We start from the raw sequence: 18,564 nt of genomic DNA, 5'->3' as shown, positions 1-18,564 counted from the left end.
CGGGTGGCTCACTGACGAATCGCGTCGGCCGCCCGCCGGAGCGATAACTCGGCGTTTTCCCGACTGTCGCCCATCCCGACGAACATGTCGATGGTCATCGGACTGAGAATGTGGGTCAGGGCCCGGCCGTCCTGCTCGAACGTGCCGACAAGTTCCAGCAGCACCACACCGTGAATCATGCTCCAGATTCGCCCCGCCAGTTCGACGGTGTCGTCCGCGCGGACCCGGCCGGTGGAGACGATCCGCTCAACCGCGGTGACGAGTTGGTTGAAGGTCGCCGTCGCCACCGGCATCTCGGGAGCATGAAACTTCTGCGGTGCGGCGAGGCCGAACATCAGCCGATAGCGCTGCGGGCTGGCTAGCGCGAACTGTCGATAGGCGTGGCCCATGACGAAGAAGTCGGCCATCGGATCGTCGGTCTTGGGGGCGGACGCCAGCGCTGCGCCGAAACGTTCGAATGCGGCGGAGACGATCGCCTCCAGCAGGCCGTTCATCCCGCCGAAGTGCGTGTAGACGGCCATGGTGGAGGCTCCGATCTCGGCGGCAACCTTCCGGGCCTGCAAAGACTCGGGGCCGGCACTGTCCAGCAGTCGGGTACCGGCCTCGATCAGGCGATCGCGCGGGCTCAAGCTCACCCTTGCCATGGTGCCATAACAGTGTTATACATAGCGAATAACATCGTTATGGACCGGAGGTGTCCGATGACCAATCCCTATCTGCAGGGCGGATTCGCGCCGATCGCGCAGGAGTACACCCTCACCGAGCTGGCGGTGACCGGGTCCATCCCGGACTACCTGGACGGGCGCTACCTGCGCAACGGGCCCAACCCCGTCGGCGAAATCGACCCAGCGTTCTATCACTGGTTCATCGGTGACGGCATGGTCCACGGCGTGCGGCTTCGCGACGGCAAGGCCGAGTGGTATCGCAACCGTTACGTGCGGGGTCCGCAGACCGCGGCCGCGCTCGGCGAACCGCCGCGCCCCGGTCGGCATGGCGGGCCGTCCGGGATCGGCGCCAACACCAACGTGATCGGCCACGCCGGGCGAACCCTCGCGCTGATCGAGGGCGGAATCTCCTGCTACGAGCTGACCGACGAGCTGGACACCGTCGGCACCTGCGACTTCGACGGCACCCTGTCGGGCGGGTACACCGCGCATCCGAAACGCGACCCCGACACCGGTGAGCTGCATGCTGTTTCGTACGCGTTCAACCGCGGAAACAGCGTCCAGTACTCGGTGATCGGTACGGACGGCCGGGCGCGGCGCACCGTGGATGTTGAGGTCACCGGATCGCCGATGATGCACGACTTCTCGCTGACCGAGAACCACGTCGTCTTCTATGACCTGCCGGTCACGTTCGACACCCGCCAGGTCGCTCAGGGCGCAGCGCCACCGGGTCTGCGGCTACCGGTGCGGCTAATTATGTCGGCGCTGATCGGGCGGGTGCGCATCCCGGACCCGATCATGGCCCGGTTGCCGATGCCGAAGAGCAGCGTGCGCACCATGCCGTATCGGTGGAACCCGAAATACCCGGCGCGGGTGGGGGTTATGCCCCGTGAGGGGGGCAATGCCGATGTTCGGTGGTTCGAGGTAGAGCCCTGCTACGTGTTCCATCCGATGAATGCCTACGACGAAGGTGACACCGTCGTACTCGACGTGGTCCGGCACCCGAAGATGTTCGACACCGAGATGCGTGGCCCCGCCGAGGGCCTGCCCACGCTGGAGCGGTGGACCGTCGACCTAGCCGACGGCAAGGTCCGCGAATCCCGGGTGGACGACCGTGGTCAGGAGTTTCCCCGCGTTGACGAACGACTGGTCGGCAAGCGGCACCGGTTCGGCTACGCGGTCAGTATCGGCAACGGCGTGGTCCCCGACGCGACACTGCTCAAGCATGACCTGGTCGGCGGGTCGACAGCGACACGTGCATTCGGCGATGGAAAACAGTTAGGCGAGTTCGTCTTTCATCCGAAGACAGCGGGCGCGGCCGAAGATGACGGCGTCCTGATGGGATTCGTCTATGACAGCTCGACCGACACCACCGAACTGGCGATCCTGGATGCGGCCACGCTGCAGGATGTCGGGAGCATCCACCTACCGCACCGTGTTCCCGCCGGATTCCACGGCAACTGGGTGCCTACCGGGCAATAGCGGGGGCGACATGACCACAAGATTCGTTACGCCATCGGATTCTGCGATACGAGTAGGTGACGCGGAGCGGGGGCATACCGCCGATCATCTCGGTCAGGCATTTACCCAGGGATACCTGTCGATGGAGGAATACGAGACGCGATTGGCCCGGGCGTTTGAGGCCCAAACCGCCGGAGCGCTCAAGGATCTCCTCACCGATCTGCCTGTCGCGCAGATCATCAAGCGTGACCCGCGACGTCGTGCGCAACGCAGCGCCGCCGCGCGACGAGGCGTCCTGATTCACCTGGGCGCTTACCTGGCGGTGTCGGTGTTGATGATCGGCATCTGGTTGGTGACTGCGGTGTCCGCCGGCGCGTGGTACTTCTGGCCCGTCTGGCCCATCCTCGGCTGGGGAATCGGCATTGTCTCGCATGCGATTCCGGTGGGAGCGTGCGCGCGCCGTCGAGTGGCAATATGGCGACGCGACACGCCGCTGTGACGTCGTGAGATTCCCTATGGGCGGGGAAGGCTCGCCGACGAACTAGGGGCGGTAGCTGACCAGGAAGTTGCCCAAGCGCTCGATGGCGCTGGACAGGTCGCGGGCCCACGGCAGGGTGACGATGCGCAGATGGTCCGGCGCCGGCCAGTTGAACCCGGTGCCCTGGGTGACCAGGATCTTCTCCTGCAACAACAGGTCCAACACCAACTGCTCGTCGTTGTCGATCGGGTAGACCTCGGGGTCCAGGCGCGGGAACGCATAGAGCGCACCGCGGGGCTTCACGCAGGAGACGCCGGGTATCTCGTTGAGCTTGCTCCAGGCGACGTCCCGCTGTTCGAGCAGGCGCCCACCCGGCAGTACCAGGTCATCGATGCTTTGGTGGCCGCCCAACGCCACCTGAATGGCGTGCTGGGCTGGCACATTCGGGCACAACCGCATGTTGGCGAGCAGGTTGATGCCCTCCAGGAAGCTGGTCGCATGCTCCTTGGGGCCGGTGATTGCCAGCCAGCCGGAGCGGTAGCCGGCCACCCGGTAGGCCTTGGACAGTCCGTTGAAGGTCAGGCACAGCAGATCCGGCGCCAGAGTGGCCAGGCTGGTGTGCTCGGCGTCGTCGTAGAGGATCTTGTCGTAGATCTCGTCGGCCAGCAGCAGCAGCTGGTGCTTGCGGGCCAACTCGGCGATCTGGCCGAGCACCTCGCGGCTGTAGACCGCCCCGGTCGGGTTGTTGGGGTTGATCACCACCAACGCCTTGGTGCGTTCGGTGATCTTCGATTCCATGTCGGCGATGTCGGGCTGCCAGCCTTGGGTCTCGTCGCACAGATAGTGCACCGGGGTGCCGCCGGCCAGCGAGGTCGACGCCGTCCACAGCGGGTAATCCGGGGCCGGGATCAGCACCTGGTCGCCGTTGTCCAACAGCGCCTGCAGCACCAGCGAGATCAGCTCGGAGACCCCGTTACCCAGGTAGACGTCGTCGACGTCGAAGCGGGGGAAGCCCTCGACGAGTTCGTAGCGGGTGACCACCGCGCGGCGGGCCGGCAGGATGCCCTGGGAGTCCGAGTAGCCCTGCGCGTACGGCAGCGCCTGGATCATGTCCCGCATGATCACGTCGGGGGCTTCGAACCCGAACGGCGCCGGGTTGCCGATGTTGAGCTTGAGGATGCGGTGCCCCTCAGCCTCCATCCGGGCGGCTTGGGCGTGGATCGGACCGCGGATCTCGTAGAGGACGTCCTGCAGTTTGGTCGACTGCGCGAACGTGCGCTGCCGTGGCTGGCTGCCGGTGGCAGGCCAGGGCATCTGGTGCGGCAACTGATGAGCGGTCACGTTGACAATGGTCCCATAACTGTCCAATGAAAATTTGCCCGAGAAACAAGTTGGGGCCGTATGTGCACCCACACGGCCCCAACTTGTTATCTCAGCGTTTGCCCGGCGGGCGTGCCCCGCGCTGGATGCCCAGCCCCTTCACCGGTGGCTGTTCCTTGGGCGCCTCCGCGGCCGGAGCAGCCTCGGGAACTGCCTGCTCAGCCTCGGGCTCGGCGGCCACCGGCGCGGAAACCGGTTCAGAGGCGGCTTGCGCCGGCTCGGCAGCCGGGGCGGCCGGAGCCGCCTTCTTGGCTCCGGGCTTGCGGGCACCGGCGGCCATTCCCAGGCCCTTGACCGGCACAGCCGCTGCCGCGGGTGCCGCGGGCTCGGCCGGTGCCGCGGGTGCGGCGGGTTCAGCCGGTGCTGCGGGTGAGGCTGCGATGGCCTCGGCGGCCGGGGCGGCCTTCTTGGCGCCCGGGCGCTTGGCACCGCTGGCCATCCCGAGCCCCTTCACGGGTGCGGCGGGTTCGGCCGGTGCCGCGGGTGCCGCAGCGCTGGCCTCGGCGGCGGGTGCGGCGGCCGGGGCGGCCTTCTTGGCACCCGGGCGCTTGGCGCCACCGGCCATCCCGAGCCCCTTCACCGGGGCAGCCGGGGCTGCGGGTGCGGCCGTGCTGGCCTCGGCGGCGGGTGCGGCGGCCGGGGCGGCCTTCTTGGCACCCGGGCGCTTGGCGCCACCGGCCATCCCCAGTCCTGTCACCGGAGCCGCGGCCTTTACCTCGGCCGCCGGCTTCTCCGCGGTCGCGGTGGCCACCGCAGCCGGCGCCGGAGCCTTCTCCTCGACCTTCTTCGGACCGGCCTTGGCGGCGGCCTCGGCGGCAGTGCCCTTGGCCGGCAACGTCACCGCGTCCATGTCGAGGGACTCCAGCAGCAGCTGAGCGATGTCACGCACGTCCACATCGGAACGTCCGGCGGCTTCGATGCGGTCGTCGATGCCGTCGCTGACCATCACCCGGCAGAACGGGCAGCCGGTGGCGATGGTGGTGGCACCGGTGGCCAGCGCCTCGTCGACGCGGTCGTGGTTCACCCGCTTACCGATGTGCTCTTCCATCCACATCCGGGCGCCGCCGGCGCCGCAGCAGAACGAGCGGTCTCGGTTACGCGGCATCTCGACCAGGTTGGCTCCCGACGCCTCGACCAACTCCCGTGGCGGCTCGTAGACCTTGTTGTGGCGGCCCAGGAAGCACGGGTCGTGGTAGGTGACCTCCCGCGACACCGGAGCGACCGGAATCAGTCGCTTGTCGCGGACCAGCCGGTTGAGCACCTGGGTGTGGTGCAGCACCGTGTATTCGCTGCCCAGCTGCGGGTATTCGCGAGAGATCGTGTTGAAGCAGTGCGGGCAGCTCGCGATGATCTTGCGGTCGGGCTTGTCCAGACCGTCGAACACCTCGTTGAGCATCTCGACGTTCTGCGAGGCCAACTGCTGGAACAGGAACTCGTTGCCGGCACGCCGGGCGGGGTCACCGGTACAGGTCTCCCCGGTGCCCAGCACCAGGAACTTCACGCCGGCAGCGGCCAGCAGCTCCGCGGTCGCCTTGGTGGTCTTCTTAGCGCGGTCCTCATAGGCGCCCGCGCAGCCCACCCAGAACAGGTACTCGAACCCGTCAAAGCTGTCGACGTCCTGGCCGTAGACCGGGATGTCGAAGTTGAGCTCGTCGATCCAGGACGTGCGCTCCTTGGCGTTCTGCCCCCACGGGTTGCCCTTGTTCTCCAGGTTCTTGAACAGCACACCCAGCTCGGAGGGGAACTCCGACTCCACCAGCACCTGGTAGCGGCGCATGTCGACGATGTGGTCGATGTGCTCGATGTCCACTGGGCACTGCTCGACGCAGGCTCCACAGTTGGTGCACGACCACAGCACGTCGGGGTCGATCACGCCGCCTTCTTCGGCGGTGCCCACCAGCGGGCGGACGGCCTGCGCCGGGCCGGAGCCGCCGATACGCTCGAAGCCCTTCTCCGGCACGTGATGGCCGGGCAGCGGGGCGGCGTCGGCCAGATCGACCTCGGCGGTCGGCATCGGCTTGTCGCCGAGCAGGTAGGGGGCCTTGGCCATCCAGTGGTCGCGCAAGTCCATGATCAGCAGCTTGGGGCTCAGCGGCTTGCCGGTGTTCCAAGCGGGGCACTGCGACTGGCAGCGGCCACACTCGGTACAGGTGGCGAAGTCGAGCATGCCCTTCCAGGTGAAGTCTTCGATCTTGCCGCGGCCGAACACCGCGTCCTCCGGCGGGTTGTCGAAGTCCAGCGGCTCGCCTTGGTACTCGATCGGCAGCAGCGGTCCCAACGCGTTGGGCAGTCGCTTGAAGGTGACGTTGATCGGGGCCAGGAAGATATGCAGGTGCTTGGAGTTCAGCACGATCAGCAGGAAGCCCAGTGCCACCGCGACGTGCAGCAGCAGAGCGGCGGTCTCGATGTTCTCGTTGACAGCCAGCCCCAGCGGCGCCATGACCTTGCCCATGAGGTGCGACAGGTAGGCGCCCTTGCCGTAGGGCAGGGTGCCGGTGTTGGCCGCGGCCCCGCGCAGCAGCAGGAAGGTCCAGACGACGTTGAGGATCATCACGAGGATCAGCCACGCGCCGCCGTTGTGGGAGCCGTAGAACCGGGACGACCGGCCGTGCTCGGTCGGGTTGCGCAGGACCCGGATGATCATGAATACGAAGATCGACAGGGTGACCGCGGTGATGAAGAAGTCCTGCATGAAGCCCAGGACGTCCCAGTGTCCCACGAGCGGGATGGCGAAGTGTGGGTTGAACATCTGGCCGTAGGCCTCGATGTAGACCGTGATCAGGACGAAGAACGCCCACATGGTGAAGAAGTGGGCGATCCCGGGGATATTCCACTTCAGCAGTTTGGCCTGGCCGGCGACCTCGCGGATCTGGGTCTCGATCCGGGTCTTGATGTCGTTCGTCCGCTCGGGGCCGACCTTCTGACCGGACATGACCAGACGGAAGAGCCAGAACACCCGGCGTGCGGCCAGCAGGCCGACAAGTCCCGTCATGGACAGGCCGACCACCAGCCTGATCAGCATCTGGGTATTTTCGGTCACGGAGAGCCTCTCCCATCCACAAGTTACCGGACAGTAACTTAGCTATGGTTACTGACGGGTAACTTACCGCCAATCTTGCGCAGCACCAGTTCAAGCCCGGATCGGTGCTCGCTCATAGTGCCACTCCAAGGTTGTTCAGCGCGACAAAGGCTGGCCTAACTGTATTGGTGGGCGACCGTCCGGACGGGCTTTCGCGCCCGCGGTGAGGTAATGCCGAACTCAGAGTCCGGGCAGTGGGATGACGATCTCCGGCGGCCGTTGCGTGGGGGTAGGCGTGCCGGGGGCAGCCGTGGTGCTCGGTGCGGTCGTCGTGGGTTGCTCGGTCGTGGTCGGCGGCGCAGTGGTGGTCGTGGGCGGTTCGGTGGTGGTCGTGGTGCTCGGTGCCTCGGTGGTGGAAGTGGGGGTCTCCGATTCCGTCGCCGGCGGTGGGTTTTCGGCGGTGGGGGCGTCGGAAGGGGCCTGTTCGGGGCTTGGGGCAGGTGGCTCTTCGGCGGGTGCGGAGGTGGTTGACGTCACCGAAGTGGTCGCCGGCGCGGTGGGACTCGGTTCCTTGTTCACCAGCCGGACCATGCCCCACACCAACAGGGCGATCAGGATGGCGGTCAGCACGCCCAGGGCGATCAGCGCGACTGGCCGCAGATACCAGGGCGTTGGTGGGGGCGGTCCGGTCCACTCGGCCTGGCGACCGGCGGGCTCGCGGTACTCGCTGTAGTAAGCCGGCTCGCCGTAGTTACCGTTGCCGCCGTAGTCGTAGCCGGCCAGCTGGGTCGGCTCGTTGTTCGGGTCGTCCGGCGATCGGTTCACACGCACCGAGGGTAGGTGCCGCGCCTGACGAAAGCCCGCGACGACACTGGCGGAAACCCGTCAGCTGGCCAAACGACGACGCGCGACAAGCTCGACTACAGCTCGCCAGCCGAGCAGAAACACGGCGGTGACCGTCGAAGCCACCAGGATGAAGCTCGTCGCCACGCCGGCAGAGGTCGCCTCGCGTAAAAGCATGCCGACCAGCACCGTCGAGACCCAGACCGCCACCCCGGTGGGCCAAAGCGCGGTGGGCCTGCGCCAGCCGCGCGACAACAGCCAGCCCAACGCCGTGCCGCACAGAAACGGCCAGGCCGTGGTCGCCAAGCCGCTGAGAGTGATGCCCTCATCGTGACTGCGCCGGCCGATAGCGCAGAAGATCAACACGGCCACCACATCAATGCCGAGCCAAGTCGGCTTGCGCGGTGATTGCATGCGGCGAGAGTACCGGGCCGGTGGTCTACCGCCTTGGCGGCAGTGTGATGACCGTCGGCAGCTCGGGCACCTTGGGGATCGGCGGGATGGTGATCACCGACGGCAGGTGCGGTAGGTGGCGGTGCGGGGACTCGCTTGCGGGCGGTGCCTGCTGTGCCGGCGGCTGCTGCGGCGGAGCGTGCCGGGGCGGGGCCGCCGACGGCGCGGTGGTGCTGGGCGCGCCGGAGGAGCTGCTGCTGGTGGTGCTGCTCGTGCTGCTCGTGGTGCTGGTGGTGCTTGACGAGCTGGTTGCCGGGGTGGTGCCGCCGCCGGGTCCGCGGCTGGTCAGCTGGATGATTCCCCAGACCACCAGCGCGAGCATCACTGCGATAAGCCCGAACCACGCGATTAGCACCGATCGGCGGCGAAACCATGGGGTGTCCGACAACGCAGCGAAATCGGTGCCCTGCGGGTCGGTCGGCTCGTCGAAAGCGTTGTAGGGGGCGTATTGGGTCGGGGCATCGCCGGGGTTGCGCCTCGGGTTGGACGGCCCGAACGGAGCCGGAGGCGGCCCGGGCGGCTGTGGGCCACGCTGGCCGGAGGGCATGGACCGAGTGTGGTCCTGGCTGGGTTTGCCGGAGCCGTCCGAAGATCCGAAGCGCGCCATTTCACCGATCGTATCGGAAAGTACTGGCCGGCGACCGGGGCGAAAATCAGAAGGTATCGACGTTGTCGATGCTGACCAGCATGCCGTGGCCGGTGCGGTCGTTGGTGAACCGCGTGCCGTTGATATCGGCGTTGATCGTCCAGCCTTGCGCCTGGTAGGTGAGGTAGTCGATGGTGACGACCGGGATATCGCCCAGGTTGCCCAACACCCATTGCACGGTGCCCTCGGCGCTGACACTGACGCCGTTGGCGTGCTGCCCGTCCTTGAGGGGCGTGTTGGTGAACTGCGCTTCACAGTCGACCTGTGGTGACGATATCTGGCAGCGAGTCCGGCCGGATTTCGTCTCGATGAAGACGTAGCCGTTGTCGTCGGGCGGCAGCGGAATGGCGTCGGCAGGCCGGTTCGGTGTGGCTGACTTGGTCGGGCTGGTCGGACTCGGCGGCGCGGTACTGGTACGTGGTGGCCGGAACGACGGCTCCGGCGGTCCCGCACCGGGAACGGCGGTCGGGTGACCGTCGACGGTGGTGCTGCAACCCGTCAGCAGCAGCCCGGCCGCCAGCGTCAGCTTTCCGGCCGTCCTGCGCTTCGACTGGTCTGGCACCCGCACTGATTCCCCCGCTGACATATGTTGTGGCCCAGCGTACGCATTCAGTGACATCAGTGGCTGTAGTGACGCGCGGTACTACCGGTGCGGCGCCCGCCGCTTGGGGAGGCGGCCTGCGGTTAGGACAGGTCACGGAAGGCCAGCGCCGTACCGGCGACGGCCGTCACTGCGGCGAGCGCATAACCCACCAGGGACCACCAGCTGGTCTGTAGGTAGGCGGTGACGGCAACGAGCGCGATGGCGCAGAAGATCAGCACCATTCCATACAGTGGGGGCTTGGCTGCGTAACGGTTGCGGGCCATATGTTTTCAGGCCTTCTACTCGTCCGGATCCGACGGCACGACCACCGTCGAGGCTGGCTCCGGGGGCGTCGGGGGCAGTGCCGCCACGGTCTGCACCCGGCCGCGCACCAGGTACCAGCCGATGACCAGTGCCGGCGTGCCGATGAGCAACACCCCCCGGATGAACGGGCCGCTGCGGTGATCGAACACCATCAGCACCAGCACGCCGGCCAGGAACAGCAACGTCGCGTACCCGCTGTATGGGGCCAGCGGCATCCGGAACGACGGCCGTTTCAGCACGCCGGCATTGGCGAGTCGGAGCATGCGCAGTTGGCAGGCCACGATCGTCGCCCACGCCGCCATTACCCCGAGCGCGGCGATATTGAGCACGATCTCGAAGGCTTGTCCGGGGCGCAGCGCGTTGAGCAGGACCCCGAGTAGGCCGACTCCGCTGGTCAGCAGGATGCCGCCGTAGGGCACCCCGTTCTTGGACATCTTGGCGGTGAACGCCGGCCCGCTGCCGTTGACCGCCATCGAGCGCAGGATGCGCCCGGTGGAGTACAGCCCGGCGTTGAGGCTGGAGAACGCGGCGGTGAGCACCACCAGGTTCATGATGCTGCCGGCGCCGGTGAAACCGACCTTGGAGAAGAACGTGACGAAGGGGCTCTGGTGCTCCTTGTAAGCGGTGTAGGGCAGCAACAGGGCCAGTAGCACCACCGATCCCACGTAGAAGATCCCGATGCGGGCCACCACCGAGTTGATCGCCCGCGGCATGACCTTCTCCGGGTCCGGTGTTTCGCCGGCGGCGGTGCCGACCAGTTCGACCCCGGCGTAGGAGAACACCACGCCCGAGGTGACCAGGATCAGCGGTAGTAGACCGGTCGGCAGGAAACCACCATTCTCGGCCAACATGTGCAGGCCGGTTTCTTGGCCGTCGACCTGGTATCTGCCGCCCAAGAAGATGGTGCCGACGACCAGGAACGTCATCAGCGCGACGACCTTGACCAGTGCGGCCCAGAACTCCAACTCACCGAAGAGCTTCACCGAGATCAGGTTCATCGACAGCACCGCCAGCAGGGCGACCAAAGCCAGCGTCCACTGTGGAATCACTTCGAACAGGTGCCAGTAGTGGAAATAGCTGGCGATCGCGGTGGTGTCGACGATGCCGGTCATCGACCAGTTCAGGAAGTACAGCCACCCGGCAACGAAGGCGGTCTTCTCCCCGAAGAATTCGCGCGCGTACGAGACGAACGAGCCCGACGACGGGCGGTGTAGCACCAACTCGCCGAGCGCGCGCAGGATGAGGAAGACGAAGGTTCCGCAGACCGCGTAGGCGATGAACAGGCCCGGACCGGCCGAGGCTAGCCGGCCGCCGGCGCCGAGGAACAGCCCGGTGCCGATGGCGCCACCCAGCGCGATCATCTGCAGTTGTCGGGGGGCCAGCCCCTTGTGGTAGCCCTCGTCCTCGCGGGTCAGCACAGCCGGCGAAGTCAGGTGCGGGTCGGAGGAAAGTGACATCGCAGCGAAGGGTATCCCACCGCGGTTATCGGTCCAGGATCAAAGCTTCGGGGCGGTCAGTAGTGCCTTCTCACCCAGCGAAGGCAACCGTCATCGCGGCGGCCAGGTAGAGGAGCTCCTCGGCGGTGCGCACCGGCAGTTGCGTCGTCATCGCTTGGGGTGGATCCGGCATCCGGGCGGCGTAGATGTTGGCCGGGAACATCGCCAGCATCAGCACCACCAGGCAGACGGCCGCGGCGGCTCGCGTGGTGGGAAGCAACAGCCCCACGGCGCCCAGCAGCTCCAGCACGCCGGTAATGCCAACCAGCAAACCCGGCGCGGGCAGTGCCGGTGGAACGATCGCGATCAGCTGGCTGCGTAGCGGTGGTGCGAAATGCGCCACGCCGGTGACGAAGAACATTGCCGCGAGGCCGACGGCGATTGCGCGAGCCCAGGTGCCCACGTAGTCGATGCCGAACCAGCCGATGATCCGGGCGGCCAGGCTGCCCGCCAGCAGGGTGACCAATGGAGCCACGTCAACCTCCAAATCTAGGCAGTGACAAGTTATGCCGCCGAGCGTAAATCCGATATCTAGTCAGTGTCAAGATTGTCTTGTAGGGTGGCGCCATGGCCCGTTCGACCTACCATCACGGCGATCTGCGCGCAGCGATCCTGGCCGAAGCGGCGCGCCTGGTGGCCGAGCAGGGTGCCGACCGGGTGTCGCTGCGCGAACTGGCGCGCGCGGCAGGGGTGTCGCATGCCGCCCCGGCGCATCACTTCACCGATCGGCGTGGGTTGTTCACCGCGCTGGCCGCCGAGGGGTTTCAGTTGCTGAGCGCCGCTCTTGCCGCGGTTCGGGGTCGGTTCGTCGACGCCGCCCTGGCCTATGTGCGATTCGCGCTTGACCATCCCGGCCACTACGAAGTGATGTTCGACAAGTCGCTGCTGGACCCTTCCGATGCCGAGCTTGCTGCCGCGGAAACCGCTGCGGGAGCTGAACTTTCCCGTGGTGTGGCGACGTTGGAGGACGCGGCAGCGCGCGCTGATCCGGCCGGCGCAGAACTGGCGGCCTGGTCGTTAGTGCACGGTTTCTCGACGTTGTGGCTCAACGATGCGGTAGCCGACGGCGTGAAAGCCGCCGACCCGATGGACACGGTCGAGCGGATCGCCCGCCTGCTGTTCGACAGCTGACTACGGTTGCGGTTATGGCCGATCGACCCGCGCAAGTCGCAGACGTGCACGAGGTCGCCGCGTCGATGCCCTACGTCACCAGAATCGAAGGGCCGAAAGGCAATCCGATTTACCAGGTGGGCGGCAAGTCGTTTGTGTTCTTCCGAACCCCGCGGCCCGACGCCACGGATCCCGTCACCGGCGAGCCGTACCCCGACGTTATCGTGATCTGGGTCGAGTCAGACGCCGACAAGCAGGCTCTCATCCAGGATCCCACGACACCGTTTTTCACCACTGACCATTTCAACGGTCATCTGTCCGTTCTGGTCCGGGAGGCAGACTTGCACGCGATCAGCAAGAGTGAACTGGTCGAAGTGGTTCAGGACGCCTGGTTGTCTCGAGCGTCGAACAGACGGCGGGCAGCCTGGCTGGCCACCCACGACGCCGAAGGTCCGGCCCGATGAGCAAGCGGATCGGGGTGGTGGGGGCCGGCATCGCCGGACTGGCGACCGCGATCGGGCTGCAGCGCCGCGGTCACCATGTCACCGTCGTCGAACAGCGGACCGACACCTCGTCGGGCGCCGGGATCAGCATTTGGCCCAACGCGCTGGCCGCCCTGGATCACCTCGGTCTCGGCGATGCGGTCCGCGCTGCGGGCGGCCGGATCACCGCCGGTGCGGCGCGCTGGTACGACGGGTCGTGGCTGCGCCGCCCGGCGCCTGAACGCATGGTCCGGGCCCTTGGTGAACCGCTCGTAGTGGTGCAGCGCTCGGTACTTCGCGACATTCTGGCCGACGCGTTGGCGGCGGGAAGCCTGCACTACGGGCTTGCCGCCGTCGACGTGGCCATGGCGGGAGATGCTGTCGCGCTGCAACTCTCGGATGGCACGGTGGACACCTTCGATGCCGTCGTCGGCGCCGATGGCACCCATTCGGTTCTGGCCCGCCACCTCAACGGCCCGCTACGCCGACGCTACGTCGGTTACACCGCGTGGCGAGGAATCGCTGCCTACGCCTTGGACCCCGACCTCGCCGGGGAAACCATGGGGCCCGGCGTCGAAACCGGGCATGTGCCGATGGGGCCGAACCTGACCTACTGGTTCGCCACCGAACGGGTCCCGGAGGGACAGCGAGCGGGTGAAGGGGAATTGGCCTACCTCCGGGCCAAATTCGCCCACTGGTGTGAGCCCATCCCGAGCATCCTTGCCGCGACCTCGCCCGCCGATGTGTTGCGCGATGACCTCTATGACCGCGCACCTGCTCGCCACTGGGCGCGCGGCCCGATCGTGTTGGTCGGCGACGCGGCCCATCCCATGCGTCCGCATCTCGGTCAGGGCGGCTGTCAGGGCTTGGAAGACGCCGCCATCCTGGCCGAGTTCGTCGACCGGGCACCCGATCTGCCCACCGCGTTCGCCCGTTTCGTCGCGTTCCGCCAGCCGCGGGTGGCGCCGCTGGTCCGAGAGTCGGCGTGGTTCGGGAAGGTCGTCAATATGCGGCCCGACTTCCTCAGCGCTGCCGCCAGTCGCGCCACCGGCCTGATTCCGGAAGCACTGCTGATGAGGCACCTGGCAACGGTCGCCGCCGGGTCGGCGTTTGTGCTGCCGGTGGTAGGTGCACAGCGATGAGACCAGAACTACGGCTTCGATGGGCGCTGTTGCAGGGGTTTCCGCGCGCATTCCTTGCGGTGCAGGCGCGGCGCGGCGACCCGATGGCACGCTTGCTCATCGGCCCACTGCGTGGCGGCGACCCGGAACCCCTGACCGAACAGATCCGTGCCCGCGGTCGGTTGACGCGCACGCCGTTCGTCTCGGTGACCGCCGACCACGAGCTGTGTCGAACAATCTTGCGCGACGACAGGTTCGGGGCGAGTAACCCGGCCAATATCAACCTGCCCAAAGTAACTCGCTGGTTGATCAGCCGAACGGATCCCCAGCTGCCGAACCCGGCTGAGCCGCCCTCGATGCTGGTGGTCGATCCGCCCGACCACACGCGTTACCGGCGTGCGGTGGTGCGCGCATTCACACCTCGTGCGATCGACAAACTGCGGACCCGGGTTATCGAGATCACCGATGAACTGCTGGATCGCGTGGAATCGACGCCGAATCCAGATCTGATCGCCGATTTCGCGGGGCCCTTGCCGGCTTTGATCATCGCCGAGATTCTCGGAATCCCCGAGGAGCAGCGGCCGCAGATGCTCGACCGGGGCGACCGTGGTGCACCGTTGCTCGATATTGGGGTGTCTTGGAACACCTTTCGGGTCGCCATGGAATCCCTGCGGGAAAACGATCGTGAGTTCAGCGCCCATATCGAACGTTTGCGCAACAACCCCGGCGACGACATCTACAGCCAGATCATTCGCAACGGGGAACTTGACCGACGCGAACTGGGCGTGACAGCACTGCTGCTCGCCGGCGCGGGTTTCGAGACCACCATCAACCTGATCGGGAACGCGATCGTGCTGTTGTTGCGCCACCCAGAACAGTTGGCGAAGCTGCGCGAGGACCCCCAGTTGTGGCCGGGTGCGGTCGAGGAAGTCCTGCGCTTCGACAGCCCCGTGCAGATGACGTCCCGCAACGCCCTCTGTGACCTCAAGCTTGCGGGTTATGACTTCGCCGCGGGCGAAACGGTGGCACTACTGCTGGGCGGAGCCAATCACGACCCCGGCGTCTTCGACGAGCCCCGCCGCTTCGACATCACTAGGGCCAACGCCAAAGAACATCTGTCCTTCAGCAGCGGGATCCACGCCTGCCTCGGCGCCAACCTGGCCCGTATGGAGGCCACCATCGCGCTGCAAGCGCTGTTCGAACGGTTCCCCGGCCTGCAGCTCGAGGGGCCCCCGACACCACGCGGGCTGGCCACCCTGCACGGTTTTCGGCGCATTCCGGCGGCTATCTGATCCTGTGCCGGGTAGTCGGAAGCCGACCCCGTCTAACGCGTTCGCGGTTCGCTTTTCGGCCTACTCAACCGGGTGCCGAGTTCCTCGGGCTCGATCCGGTGGCCTTCGGCGCAGCGGATCTCTATCGATACGTCGGCGCCACAGTCCAGATGAGTCAGCCGCAGCCGTCCACGGTTGGGCAGATGCCGTTGGCCCCACTGGAACATCGCCCAGACCGCCGGCATGAAGTCGATCCCAGCTTCAGTGAGCACGTATTCGTCGCGGCTGCGCGGACTTCGCCGAGGGTGCTGCGAACAGCTGCTAGTCGAGTGGTGCCGGCCGTGTGGCCTGGCTGAAGCGTGCGGCAATCTGCGGGTTGTCGAGCAGGTGCCGGGGGAAGCCGGGACCCGGGCGCGCATGGGTCTGCTCTAGCCGCACGGCAGCACCGCAATGCGCGCACACCACGGCGGCTTCCAGCTCATGGCCGCATGCGTCGTGAACCAGCGTTACCGGTAGTTCCTTGCCGTGATGCTTCCATCTGTCGCCCCAGGTCTTCAGGGCCGCCATGACCGCGAAGAACTCCCGACCGGATTCGGTGAGCACGTATTCATGTCGAACCGGATCTGTCTGGTATTCCCGGCGCTCCAGCAGGCCCGCGTCGACCAGCTTGCGCAGCCGGTCGGTCAGGGTGCTGCGGGCGATACCCAGGGAGGTGATGAACGCGTCGAACCGGTTTTCACCGTAGTAGACCTCGCGCAGCACGAGCAGAGTCCAACCGTCGCCGACCAGGTCAGCGGCTCGGGCGATCGTGCAAGGCCACCCGGCGAACGAGGTCGTTTTCATGCGACGACCCTATCAGTCGCGTGTTAAGACTTACTTGTGGTGGCAAAGATATGTGCGCTACTGTCCTGGTCAGTCTCAATATAAAACTGCCCCGGGACTCGCCGAGGAGCGACGCATGTCCGAAGCTACCGTCACCACTGAGCACACTGCGGAGTGGAAGCCCAGCGCCTGCATCTTGTGCGAGTGCAACTGCGGCATCGAGGTCCTCGTGGAGCCGCACACCCGCCGATTCGTGAAGATCCGCGGCGACAAGACGCACCCGTCCTCGGAGGGCTATACCTGCAATAAGGCGCTGCGCTTGGATGCCTATCAGAACGGCCGGAATGGGCGGCTCACGGTGCCGCTTCGCCGCCGTGCGGACGGCACCTTCGAGGAAGTCGGCTGGGACACCGCGCTGACTGAGATCGCCGAGCGGCTGGGTCAGCTGCGCGCCGAGTATGGCGGTGAGTCGATCTTCTACTACGGCGGAGGGGGCCAGGGGAACCACCTCGGCGGGGCCTACGCGCCCGCAACGATGGCTGCCTACGGTGCACGATTTCGCTCCAGCGCGCTGGCTCAGGAGAAGACGGGCGAGTTCTGGGTCGCCGCCAGGATGCTCGGCCGCCCGCACCGATCCGATTTCGAGCGGTGCGAGGTCGCGGTCTTCATCGGCAAGAACCCCTATCAGTCCCATGGATTTCCGCGTGCCCGGTCGGTACTCAAGCAGATCGGCAAGGACCCGTCCCGGTCGATGATCGTGATCGACCCGGTGCGCACCCAGACAGCCGAGCTGGCCGACTTCCACCTCCAGCTGCGCCCCGGCACCGACCTTCACCTGCTGACCGCGATGGTGGCGGTGCTCGTGCAGGAGGACCTGGTCGATCACGCCTGGCTGACTGAGCATGCCGATGGGTTGGCCGAGGTAGCGGCGGTGATGCGCGAGGTGTCGATCGCGGACTACTGTGCTGTTGCCGACGTGCCTGAGCAGCTCGTACGCGCAGCCGCGCGGCGCATCGCCGCGGCCGGGGCGGTGGCAGTCCTGGAGGACCTTGGCGTCCAGATGAACCGCAACTCCACGGCAGTGTCCTACGTCGAGAAGCTGCTGTGGCTGCTCACCGGCAATTTCGCGAAGCCGGGCACGCAATATGTCTTCTCAGGGCTCGCGCCGATCGCCCGCGACCGCGGACTGGCGTTCGACCAGACACCTCGTTCACCGGTCAGCGGGGCGGCGATCATCAGCGGGCTGATTCCCTGCAACTCGATTCCTGACGAAATCCTCACCGACCACCCCGACCGTTTTCGCGCTGCGATCGTCGAAAGCAGCAACCCGGTCCACTCGCTCGCGGACAGCCGGCGGATGACGGAGGCATTCCGGGCTCTGGACTTGATGGTCGTCATCGATATCGCCATGACCGAGACCGCGCGTGAAGCCGACTACGTGCTGCCGACACCCACCCAGTACGAGAAGTACGAGGCGACTTTCTTCGACTTCGAATTCCCCCGCAACCTGTTTCACCTGCGCCATCCCGTGCTGGACGCGCCGGCCGGTCAGCTGGCCGAACCCGAGATCCACGCCCGGCTGTGTGAGTTGTCCGGGGCGGTCGGCGAGTCCGACTACGCGCCGTTGCGCGAGGCGCTGGCCCAGGGCCGGCAAGTCTTCGCCCAGGCGATGCTGGGCGTGCTGGCCGACCGCCGCCTGGCCAAGCTGGCCCCGGTTCTGCTCTACCGCACTTTGGGCCCGACGCTCCCGGATGGCGCAGCGGCCGCGGCCGTGCTCTGGGGGGCATCGCTGATGTGCGCTATGGAGAACCCGCAAGGTGTTGCCCGGGCGGGCTACGGAGAGGGGCTGATGGCTGGCGACCGACTCTTCGAGGCAATCCTTGCCGGCCCGCACGGAGTGGTCATCACCGATGATGAAGACGACGAATCCTGGAACAGGCTTGGGGGCCGGCGCATCCAGCTCGACATTCCCGAACTGCTCGATGTGGTGCGCAAACTCGCCGACGACGAAGCCGTCATCACCGACCCCGACTATCCGCTGGTGCTCTCCGCCGGCGAGCGCCGAGACTTCACCGCCAACACCATCTTTCGCGACCCGGCCTGGCGTAAACGCGATCCCGACGGTGCGTTGCGGGTGTCTCACGAAGACGCCACTGCCTTGTCATTGGTCACCGGTGACCGAGCGCTGGTGAGCACCTGCAGCGGCTCGGCAGAAGCTGTGGTCACGGTGGTCGACACCATGCGCAAGGGTCACATCGCGTTGCCGAATGGGTTCGGTCTGACCTCGCATGACGGTGAACAGGTCGGGGTACGTCTGAACAACCTGACTTCTTCGGCAGATCGCGACGAGTTCGTCGGTACACCGTGGCATAAGTCTGTTCCGGCGAGGCTGGAGAAGGTTTGATGGCTG

The 18,564-nt window shown here is 66.5% G+C and carries 18 protein-coding genes and 1 pseudogene; 8 read left to right on the top strand and 11 right to left on the bottom strand.

Annotated features, from left to right (window positions below; translation table 11 throughout):
* Positions 1-8: 8 nt before the first annotated feature.
* Positions 9-635, bottom strand: a complete 627-nt coding sequence (locus tag NM962_06770) for a TetR/AcrR family transcriptional regulator (GenBank protein UVO13777.1) — start codon at positions 633-635, stop codon at positions 9-11.
* Between the two features lie 66 nt (positions 636-701).
* On the opposite strand from NM962_06770, the gene NM962_06765 reads away from it, so the two are divergent.
* Positions 702-2,147, top strand: a complete 1,446-nt coding sequence (locus NM962_06765) for a carotenoid oxygenase family protein (protein ID UVO13776.1) — start codon at positions 702-704, stop codon at positions 2,145-2,147.
* Positions 2,148-2,157: 10 nt separating this feature from the next.
* Entirely contained in the window at positions 2,158-2,625 is a 468-nt protein-coding gene (locus tag NM962_06760; GenBank protein ID UVO13775.1) for a DUF1707 domain-containing protein, read from the top strand.
* Positions 2,626-2,667: 42 nt separating this feature from the next.
* Here the strand turns inward: NM962_06760 and NM962_06755 are convergent, their stop codons facing one another.
* The 4 genes from NM962_06755 to NM962_06740 form a co-directional block, all read right to left on the bottom strand.
* Entirely contained in the window at positions 2,668-3,972 is a 1,305-nt protein-coding gene (locus NM962_06755; protein UVO13774.1) for a pyridoxal phosphate-dependent aminotransferase, read from the bottom strand.
* Positions 3,973-4,036: 64 nt separating this feature from the next.
* Positions 4,037-7,006 carry a (Fe-S)-binding protein gene (locus tag NM962_06750; protein ID UVO13773.1) on the bottom strand — a complete coding sequence of 990 codons (2,970 nt, stop codon included), beginning with the start codon at positions 7,004-7,006 and terminating at the stop codon, positions 4,037-4,039.
* Positions 7,007-7,243: 237 nt separating this feature from the next.
* Entirely contained in the window at positions 7,244-7,828 is a 585-nt protein-coding gene (locus tag NM962_06745) for a hypothetical protein (protein UVO13772.1), read from the bottom strand.
* 60 nt (positions 7,829-7,888) lie between these two features.
* Positions 7,889-8,260 carry a DUF3054 domain-containing protein gene (locus NM962_06740; protein UVO13771.1) on the bottom strand — a complete coding sequence of 124 codons (372 nt, stop codon included), beginning with the start codon at positions 8,258-8,260 and terminating at the stop codon, positions 7,889-7,891.
* A gap of 20 nt (positions 8,261-8,280) precedes the next feature.
* Between NM962_06740 and NM962_06735 the strand changes: the two genes are divergently transcribed.
* The gene (locus tag NM962_06735) at positions 8,281-8,739 is read left to right on the top strand and encodes a hypothetical protein (GenBank protein ID UVO13770.1); all 459 of its coding nucleotides are present in this window, start codon (positions 8,281-8,283) and stop codon (positions 8,737-8,739) included.
* Between the two features lie 213 nt (positions 8,740-8,952).
* Here NM962_06735 and NM962_06730 read toward each other — a convergent pair whose 3' ends face one another.
* The 4 genes from NM962_06730 to NM962_06715 all read right to left on the bottom strand — a co-directional run bounded on the left by NM962_06730 (position 8,953) and on the right by NM962_06715 (position 11,823).
* Complete coding sequence (locus tag NM962_06730; GenBank protein ID UVO13769.1) at positions 8,953-9,513, bottom strand: hypothetical protein; 561 nt, start codon at positions 9,511-9,513, stop codon at positions 8,953-8,955.
* A gap of 116 nt (positions 9,514-9,629) precedes the next feature.
* Positions 9,630-9,812 (bottom strand): hypothetical protein, encoded by a 183-nt coding sequence (locus NM962_06725; GenBank protein UVO13768.1) that lies wholly within the window; start codon positions 9,810-9,812, stop codon positions 9,630-9,632.
* Positions 9,813-9,827: 15 nt separating this feature from the next.
* Positions 9,828-11,309, bottom strand: coding sequence for an amino acid permease (locus NM962_06720; GenBank protein ID UVO13767.1), 1,482 nt, complete (start codon positions 11,307-11,309; stop codon positions 9,828-9,830).
* Positions 11,310-11,379: 70 nt separating this feature from the next.
* Positions 11,380-11,823, bottom strand: a complete 444-nt coding sequence (locus tag NM962_06715; GenBank protein UVO13766.1) for a DoxX family protein — start codon at positions 11,821-11,823, stop codon at positions 11,380-11,382.
* Positions 11,824-11,915: 92 nt separating this feature from the next.
* On the opposite strand from NM962_06715, the gene NM962_06710 reads away from it, so the two are divergent.
* The 4 genes from NM962_06710 to NM962_06695 are packed head-to-tail and all read left to right on the top strand — an operon-like array spanning position 11,916 to position 15,353.
* Complete coding sequence (locus tag NM962_06710) at positions 11,916-12,479, top strand: TetR/AcrR family transcriptional regulator (protein ID UVO13765.1); 564 nt, start codon at positions 11,916-11,918, stop codon at positions 12,477-12,479.
* Between the two features lie 14 nt (positions 12,480-12,493).
* A complete protein-coding gene (locus tag NM962_06705; protein ID UVO13764.1) occupies positions 12,494-12,922 on the top strand; it encodes a hypothetical protein in 429 nt (142 codons plus the stop codon).
* Positions 12,919-14,082 carry an FAD-dependent oxidoreductase gene (locus NM962_06700; GenBank protein UVO13763.1) on the top strand — a complete coding sequence of 388 codons (1,164 nt, stop codon included), beginning with the start codon at positions 12,919-12,921 and terminating at the stop codon, positions 14,080-14,082. Before NM962_06705 ends, NM962_06700 begins: the two co-directional genes overlap by 4 nt.
* Entirely contained in the window at positions 14,079-15,353 is a 1,275-nt protein-coding gene (locus NM962_06695) for a cytochrome P450 (protein ID UVO13762.1), read from the top strand. The genes NM962_06700 and NM962_06695 overlap by 4 nt, the downstream gene beginning before the upstream one ends.
* A gap of 32 nt (positions 15,354-15,385) precedes the next feature.
* Here the strand turns inward: NM962_06695 and NM962_06690 are convergent.
* A pseudogene (locus NM962_06690) lies at positions 15,386-15,622 on the bottom strand (transcriptional regulator).
* Between the two features lie 31 nt (positions 15,623-15,653).
* On the bottom strand, positions 15,654-16,175 hold the full coding sequence (locus NM962_06685) for a helix-turn-helix transcriptional regulator (GenBank protein ID UVO13761.1): 522 nt from the start codon (positions 16,173-16,175) through the stop codon (positions 15,654-15,656).
* 115 nt (positions 16,176-16,290) lie between these two features.
* Here NM962_06685 and NM962_06680 point away from each other — a divergent pair, with 115 nt between their 5' ends.
* Positions 16,291-18,558, top strand: a complete 2,268-nt coding sequence (locus tag NM962_06680) for a molybdopterin-dependent oxidoreductase (GenBank protein ID UVO14584.1) — start codon at positions 16,291-16,293, stop codon at positions 18,556-18,558.
* The last annotated feature ends 6 nt before the right edge of the window (positions 18,559-18,564 follow it).

The sequence above is a fragment of the Mycobacterium sp. SVM_VP21 genome, assembly GCA_024758765.1.
In the GTDB taxonomy this organism is placed as follows: domain Bacteria; phylum Actinomycetota; class Actinomycetes; order Mycobacteriales; family Mycobacteriaceae; genus Mycobacterium; species Mycobacterium heraklionense_C.
The sequence above is the reverse complement of the archived record's forward strand: the minus strand, read 5'-3'. Positions and strand labels throughout refer to the sequence as shown.